Source organism: Legionella sp., from assembly GCF_047605385.1.
Lineage (GTDB): Bacteria > Pseudomonadota > Gammaproteobacteria > Legionellales > Legionellaceae > Legionella.
This window is the reverse complement of sequence record NZ_JASGFU010000089.1, coordinates 1-8,344: the sequence shown is the minus strand read 5'-3', so window position 1 is coordinate 8,344 and position 8,344 is coordinate 1. Positions and strand designations below refer to the sequence as shown.

Genomic DNA, 8,344 nt, shown 5'->3' with positions numbered 1-8,344 from the left:
ATGGATACGACTTCAAGATCAAAAGGTTTATTTTTATATTGGAAAAAGGATGAAGAACAGGCAAAAAATACTGCTACAGATGCAAAAGCACTACTACTCTATTTTAGATTCTTACATCAAAATAATTTAAATTATTGGCAATTCCCACATTCTAAAAGCCGTAAGCAAACTTTCAGATTTGCAGATTTTTTAGTAACAGCGATTAAATCAGATCAGATAGCAATTTCTACAGCAAAAACGTACCTAAGAGCCATCGTTAATTTTTATAAATTTTTAGGTAGAAATCATTTAATCGAATTTTCTGAAAAAAATAAACCTTTTGATCTTGAAGTCGTATCCATACATCAAACAGGTGTACTCTCTCACACGCAACGCATTATTAATGTACAAACTACTAATTTGATGAGAAAGCTACCAAGAGAACAGAAAAAGCATATAACACGTAAGCTTTCACCGCTGAATCAAGAACATCTAAATGCATTCATTAAACATTTAACTATGATTTCTAACGACAAAGCTCTTATTTTTGAAGTTGCACTAGCTACTGGATTACGGCTACAAGAAATTCTAACATTACCAGAATCAATTATTATTAATCCAGAAAATAACTATCCTATCTCAATTTCAGTTGGCCCTACAAATAACGTCGCTACAAAATTCAGTAAACAACGGTATGTCGAGTTTCCATCTTCGTTGATGTTTAAGCTATATCAATATATGTGGTCTTCATCACGACAAAAGTATATAGATAAAGGAAAAAATCAATCTGGAAAACTGTTTATCAGCCGTCAAGGTATTCCTTTTAATTCAAATACAATAGAAAAATCTTTTTCTGAAATAAGAAATGATTTATCTAAAAAATTCCATAATTTTAATTATGCAATTCATGATCTTAGATCTACTTATGCAACTTACACCTTACACAGATTATGGGAAGAAAAAGGTAGTCTAAGAACGGCAGCATCTTTATTACAGGAGTTAATGGGACATAATAGTTTTACATCAACGTTTAAATATGTTGAGTTTATTGAATCTAACACTTTAGCTCTCGATCACGCAAAACACATGAGTGATGTTTTCGAACTTTATGGTGGTTCTTATGGCAAAAAGTAAACTGGTAGGTTTAGAACTCAAGCAAGATAAAGATGACATTGCAAATTTCCCTGTTTGGGAATATAAGCTATTAATTAATAACATTGATACTTCTATTAATTTAAAATCCTTAAATCATAAATTTTGCACAGTTACAGCATGTGAAAAAGATCGTCTTCATCAAATCATAAACTATGCTCACAATTTTAAGAATGAAGTAGATAGAGGTACATCACATGCAACTGTATATAATAATTTTTTAAAGTTTAGAAATTATCTAATTTGGTGTGATGATAGGGGGTTATTTCCATTTAATGAGGTCACTTGGAAGCAATATCATGATTATCTTTGGCAACTTGTATTAGTAGGATCTTCATCGGTTCCTTTATGGCTTATGACAGAAAATAATAAAGTTGGCTTAAAGGAAAACTCAGCTTATTTAATGTTCTCTGTAACAGAACAAGCTTTGCTATGGTGTAATGAAAATGTATTTCACTGGGGACGACAACTTAAGAATCTGCGTAAAAATAAAGTTGAATCTCATGAAGCATATTCTGAAAAAGAGCTTTCAATTATTCTAAATAGATTATCTTCATACTTCTTCAAATTAGCTATTCCATTATTACAGGATGATGTACCAGATAAAATCACAATAGAAATAGATAACATTATCTTTGATGTATATAAACAATCAAATAGCACCAAAGGTATGGCAAAACAAGGACTATTAAATCTTGATACTTGTTTTAACCAAGCAATGGCATGTGCCTACTATATTATGAGCTATTTCACAGCCTTCAATTCAAGTCAACTAATAGATTTGCATCATCCTATTGAATGGATTGATGATAAATTAGGAGCATATTGTAAATTAACAGCTTATAAAAAAAGGGCTAATAGTGAAGTTTTATCGTTAGTTGGCGGTGAAGTACATAGAAAATCTTTAAAATTTCTAGATACACTAATTGCGTTATCATTGAAATATTCCAACAGTGAAAACCATAATTTACTATACCTACTTGATAAAAATAATAAAAATTTCAAGATAAACTCTACGATATTAAACAATACAAATTTAGGTAATAAGCTTTTACTCTTATCTGATAAATCTGAAAGTACGATTTCATACTTAATTAAAATTTTTAATAATTTTATAGCATCTTCCCCTAATGGCTATATAGAGTTTGATGAGCTTAAAATAATTAATAAAACACTCACTAGAAATAAAAAGATTATTAAGCGCTTTTATAAAAGAAGAATTTTTAATTTAAGCTTCCATTTATTAAATGCTATCATCTATAAGGATAAAAATAATAATAACAGAAACTTACAATTAAGAAATATTATATTGCCTTTAAAAATTTTGAAATTAGATGATAGCTATAAGATCAGTTTTAGTTACGATAACTCCAATAATGATACATTTTATATAAGTGGTAAATATGTATCCTTTTTAGAAGACCTTGTAGCTTACGCACAAAGTCAGGAATTAACAAAAAAACAGGATTTCATATACTTACTACCACCAAGTGGTGACCCAATAGATATATCAGAATCTAATATAATACCGAATGCTAAAGACTTGAGTGATTATGGTATTAGATCAGATGAATTCTTTGTCAGTCTAACATCAAGTCGTTTTCGTGAAACAGCTGCAAAAATTGCACGTAGAAAAGCTAATAGATCAGAACTTGATATATCTCAGATACTCAGTAATCAATATAAAACTGTTTTAAAACACTATAGTGAAGGTAATCACTATGATAATCAACTAATTATAGCTCAAGGCATATCTGCAATTGAGTATGTAAGTAGTGGACTGTCGCTTGAGGAATCAAAAAAACAGGTGGCACTTAAATCTTCTCTACCAGTTATTAAATTTGAGGAAATGAATAACCGTGAAGAAAATCATAATGGTATAGGAATATCATGTTCAGAAAAATCTTCAATTGTGGATCAAGGTAACACATCGTCCCAAAAAGCATGTTTTAACTATGAGAAATGTATTCATTGTAAATATGCAAAAATAATTAACGAGGTCGATGCAATATATAGATTGCTATCATTTATAGAGTGTATGGAAGAGAGTTGGCTCTATTATCCAGAAAGGTTTTCTAAAAATATAGGTGAAACAGTTAAATTATATAAAAAGGTTGTTTTTTTATCACTCCCATCAGAAACAATAAATTTAGCCCAAGAAAAGTTAGATAATGAAGGACGTCATATTTTATGGAATAATCTTGAAATAGCTTCTTTAGGTTATAAAGGAATATGAGATGATTACTTATAAAAAAAATGAATCAAATATTCACTTGACTCTAAAAGATGAATTTAAAGAAAATTTACTTGATCTAACTAAAAAACAAAATTGGATCGGGTTAGACAATACAAGTATATCATGTGATTTTAATCGCTCTTCTATTACAAAATTTAAAGATGAAGTTTGGGATTTTAGAATTTATAAAGTAGGAACGGAAACAACTTTAATAAATTTTGGATTTAAAGAAAATGATATTTCTCCTCAACTTATACGAGAGTTAAAAACTGTTGCTCTCGCCTACATTTTTCATTCAAGACACGCATATCGAATCAGTACAGTACGATTAAAAATTGATTGTTTAAAGAAACTAGTACGTGCATTAAATCAAGAAAAAATATTCACTTTTAATGGGTTAAATATAAATCATATTAAAAAACTTATTAAAAAAGAGATATATACTCCTTTGGAAATTGATCTAGCGCCACTCAATAGTTTAAGTGATTTAGCTGACTTTTTACCATTTTCTGTAAGCTTAGAAGAACGACTAACTTTAAAAAAACTTAGGGTAAAACAGCCAAGTAAAGAACAGCACCCTGTCATCCCTTTTAGAATCTATCTATCTGCACTCCAAACCTATATCAGTGAAATTCAATATTGGCATCAATACAAAGACCAATTAGAACATGCAGTTAAGATAGCTTTTGAGTATGAAAGAGAGCAATCGGATAAGTTAATAAAAAAACTACGTCATGGAAAATGTGATATAGGACAAATTTTTAATAAGTCAGATAAAAATTTCCAAAACTTTACCTCTGCATTGAAAAAATTTAACGTCCCATTAATTGATTATGAAAAGTCAGAAACATGGAACAAATTATGGGACAAACATTTTCCACACATTAGAACTGACTATTATGAAAAATTTCCTGCAATTAAAATTGAAAATGAATATTTCGATTCTCCAAACAAAATTAAAAATTTCTGTCGTAATTTAGATACTAGATGTCGATATGTCGTTTTATGCCTAAGTGGTATGCGTAGTAATGAGTTATTACAAATAGTGCCTGAGATAGGTGCTCAAGTAATTACTCTTGATGGAGTTGATATTCATATTTTTCATACCAAACAACAGAAAATTACGCTAGGCTATCAAGGGCACGATGATGTCTATGTAACTACTAAAAATGGGCATTTAGCTTACGATCTATTAAATGCATTAAATAGCCCAATAAGACAATGGCATAAAGATAATGGTTTAAAACCTTGGTTTTTGAATACTTTTACTCATTTCAGACAGCCTAGAAGTGTGCATCGATCTGGACATGTACTGATATCTTTAAATAAATTATTTACCTTAAAAAATCAAAAATTTTCTGTTGAACTTGATGCAAATGATATTGAAATGCTTCGCCGAAGCGACCCTGAAAAAACATTTAGTATTGGTGATAAATGGAATTTAACTCCTCACCAGTTAAGACGCTCTCTTGCTTACTATTTAGTTGGCATGCACCTTGCTGACTATCCACAATTAAAGCAACAATTTAGTCATTATTCGATTGCTATGACTATGTATTACTCACGCAACTCAAGCTCTTTTAGCAAAATGTATTCTGACCTAGAGCAAGAAAAAATTAGACAGCAAGCTAATTTACTTTCTAATATTTCATTGAAAGCAAAGCTTGGACATAATTTGGGTGGAGGTTATGGCAAATTTTTGTACCAACAAGATTTTAATGATAGGGATATGTCATCTAAATACTTTGAGAAAGAAATCAAATCAGGAAGAAAACACATCCATGCTATTGCTCCAGGAATGTACTGTATCAATCGTGCATGTAGTATGAGAATTGGTATAGAATTTCCTGAATGTGTAGATTGTGATTGGTCAATTATTGAAAGTACAGCTTATGCTCAAGCTGTAAGACAAGAAAGTATAAACATATTAGAGGTTCTAAGCATTGAAGGACAGTTATCCGATGACATTTACGAATTTCACAAAATACGCATCCAAGCTGCTGAAAAAATAATGCAGAGTATGAACTTAAACTTTGAACCTTATAAAATTATGACAGTCCCGAGAGATCAACTTTAATAGGTATTTTTATATGGCAAAGATTAGAAATCCCGAAGTTACTAGACAACAATTACTTGATGCTCTTGAACGATTAGAAAAAGGACAACCTGAACGTTTAACAGGTCGATTTAAACTAAATATTAAATCAGTTCAAGAAGAGGCAGGCTTAAGCCTAGGAGCAGCTTACAGATATCCTGATATCATTGATAAAATTGAAATTTCAAAAAATCGTGAAATCTTAAATTCTAAAAAAGATAAGACTCTGAATGAAGTTGATAGATTACGTAAAGAAAAAGCTAAGGAAGCCTCTATGAAAGATAAATATCGTCAAGAACTTCAAATTACTAATGATTTATTAGATAAACTTTACGCTGAACAAGCAATGCAAATGATGGCTATGTTTAACCTTTTATCAAATGAAGATAAAAAGCGTTTGTTAGAAAATGAACAAAGCCCTATTGTAAATAATTAAGACAACATTATTAGAAAAATTGATTTGTTAGTATGCAAAAAAATAGAAATTCTTGGCTAAACTAAATTATAGATGGATTGTATTTAAGAACAAATTTTAGAGAAGTCTACATCCAATTAATAGTTGTTAACTTAATAATTTTATTATATAAATATTTCATTACTTTAATTTTATGAAATTAGTAACATGACAAGAATAACCCTGAAACTGCCTCAGTATGAATTAGCAAGAAAAAAAATTGCATCAAATTATATGCAACAGATAGGACTGCCTGAAACGATTATCAATGCTTTTGTAGAACTTGATACTGAAAATAAAAATTACTGGAAGATTTTGACTGATTTAGATACACCTTTTGATGTTATTTATATCAAACAATGGAATAAACGAACCGAGATAATTAATGATGTTCCAATATTAAAATTATCAGTAGATACTAATTTAGATTCTATCAATGAATATACTAAGCTTTCATGGATACAAGTTCCCCTCACACCCCTATCACCAACTGAAATAACCGCAAGTTGGAATAACCAATTTCAGTATAAACAAGATAATCCGACTTCAGGGCTAAAAGGTCTTAGACCTCCTCAAATTGGTGCTTTACATGCAATAGCTTCAAAATTTACTTCTAAAAAAGATTTTACTCCACTAACAGTTATTCTTCCGACAGGAACAGGTAAAACGGAAACCATGTTAGCAACTGTTGTTTCCCAGCAATGCTCAAAAGTCCTTATTCTTGTACCTTCAGATTCGTTACGCCAACAAATTTTTAAAAAGTTTACTACATTTGGATGTTTAGCTGATTTGGGTGTTATACCTAAAATTATAAATTATCCTGCTGTTTTTTTAGTTAAGCATGGTTTAAAAACTGAGGAAGAAGCAATTGAGATTATTGAATCTTCGAATGTAATTATTGCTACAGCCTCAATATTAAACCATTCATCTCAAGCTGCAAAATTAAAATTATTTGAACTCTGTACCCATTTATTCATTGATGAGGCACATCATGTTGCTGCCTCGACTTGGAATAATATTCGTGAAAACTTCAAAGATAAGAGAGTTATACAGTTTACTGCAACACCTTTCAGAAATGACGGTAAAGACTTAGGTGGAAAAATAGTTTTCAATTACAGTCTTGGAGAGGCGCAGGAAGATGGATATTTCAAAAAAATAAGTTTAAAACCAATTAAAGAATATGATTTAAAAAAATCAGATATCGCTATAGCCAATAAAGCCGTAGAACAACTTAGATCTGATATTTCTCAGAATTACGATCATTTGGTAATGGCTAGAGTAAATGAAAAACATAAAGCTGAGGAATTATTAGCAATTTATCAATCTATAGCGCCAGAATTTAATCCAATTGTTGTCCATTCAGGTTTAACATCATCACAAAACAATCAAAAGCTAGAAGAGCTCAAAACTAGACATTCACGTATAGTCATTTGTGTAGATATGTTAGGTGAAGGATATGATCTTCCAAATTTAAAAATTGCTGCATTACATGATCAACATAAAAGTTTAGCTATTACATTACAATTCATTGGTCGATTTACTCGATCATCAAGTAATACTCCAATTGGAGATGCCTCAGCAATTGCAAACATTGCAGATGTTGATATTCAAGGAGGTTTGCAAAAGCTATATGCACAAGATGCAAATTGGGATTTAATTCTTAAAAGATTGTCAGAAGAAAGAATTAATAATGAAATTAAACTTCAAGATGTTATTGATTCTTTAAGAGGTAATGGAGGGCTAGATAAACAAATCTCTTTATGGAATTTACGACCATCTTGTTCAGCTATGCTGTTTAAAACCGAATGTCAGGAATGGGGTATCAGTTCGCTTGAAAGTTTAAATTTAAGATTTGCTCAAACATGGCATGCTATATCAAACGAAGACAAAATCTTAATTATTTTAGGGGTTAGAAATACCCCAGTAAATTGGGGAAAGTTTGAAGATATTGATGATACCAATCACTATATTTTTATACTAAATTGGGATGAAGAAAGAGAAGCTGTTTTTGTTTATTCGAATGATCATGATGCATTTAAAACTGAAGACATAGCCAAAGTTATTTGTGGTGAGAATACTATTCAAATTACTGGTGAGACTATCTTTAAAGTATTAGATAATGTTCGACTCCCATTAGTTAAAAACTTAGGTTCATCCCAAGTCGGTGCAATTAGTTTTACACAGTTTTTTGGTCCAAATGTTACAGATGGTTTATCTCAAATTGAAAAAAGCAGTTCTGAGCTTAATAACATTGCTGTTTTAGGTTATGAGAATGGAGATAGAGTAGTTTGGGGATGTTCACAAAAGAAAGGAAAGATTTGGTCACCAAAAGCAGGGAATCTTGTTGATTGGCAAGAATGGAGTCAGAATGCTTGGGATAAAATTCACTCTGAAGATGAAATAGATGTGAATAATTTAGTTAAAGACT

General features: G+C 30.4%; 5 protein-coding genes. All 5 read left to right on the top strand.

The genetic code is table 11. The annotated features are described in order from the left end of the window. Nucleotides 1–1,113 (top strand): tyrosine-type recombinase/integrase (locus QM652_RS13140; RefSeq protein WP_415076540.1); only part of this gene is annotated, 1,113 nt, incomplete at its 5' end. Continuing rightward, a complete protein-coding gene (locus tag QM652_RS13135) occupies nucleotides 1,100–3,367 on the top strand; it encodes a hypothetical protein (RefSeq protein ID WP_415076538.1) in 2,268 nt (755 codons plus the stop codon). The genes QM652_RS13140 and QM652_RS13135, both read left to right, overlap by 14 nt. A 1-nt stretch (nucleotide 3,368) precedes the next feature. Continuing rightward, the gene (locus QM652_RS13130; protein ID WP_415076536.1) at nucleotides 3,369–5,444 is read left to right on the top strand and encodes a hypothetical protein; all 2,076 of its coding nucleotides are present in this window, start codon (nucleotides 3,369–3,371) and stop codon (nucleotides 5,442–5,444) included. 13 nt (nucleotides 5,445–5,457) lie between these two features. Next, on the top strand, nucleotides 5,458–5,898 hold the full coding sequence (locus tag QM652_RS13125; protein ID WP_336229151.1) for a hypothetical protein: 441 nt from the start codon (nucleotides 5,458–5,460) through the stop codon (nucleotides 5,896–5,898). A gap of 186 nt (nucleotides 5,899–6,084) precedes the next feature. Next, nucleotides 6,085–8,344, top strand: a 2,260-nt coding sequence (locus tag QM652_RS13120) for a DEAD/DEAH box helicase (protein ID WP_415076534.1), incomplete at its 3' end; no start/stop codon positions are given.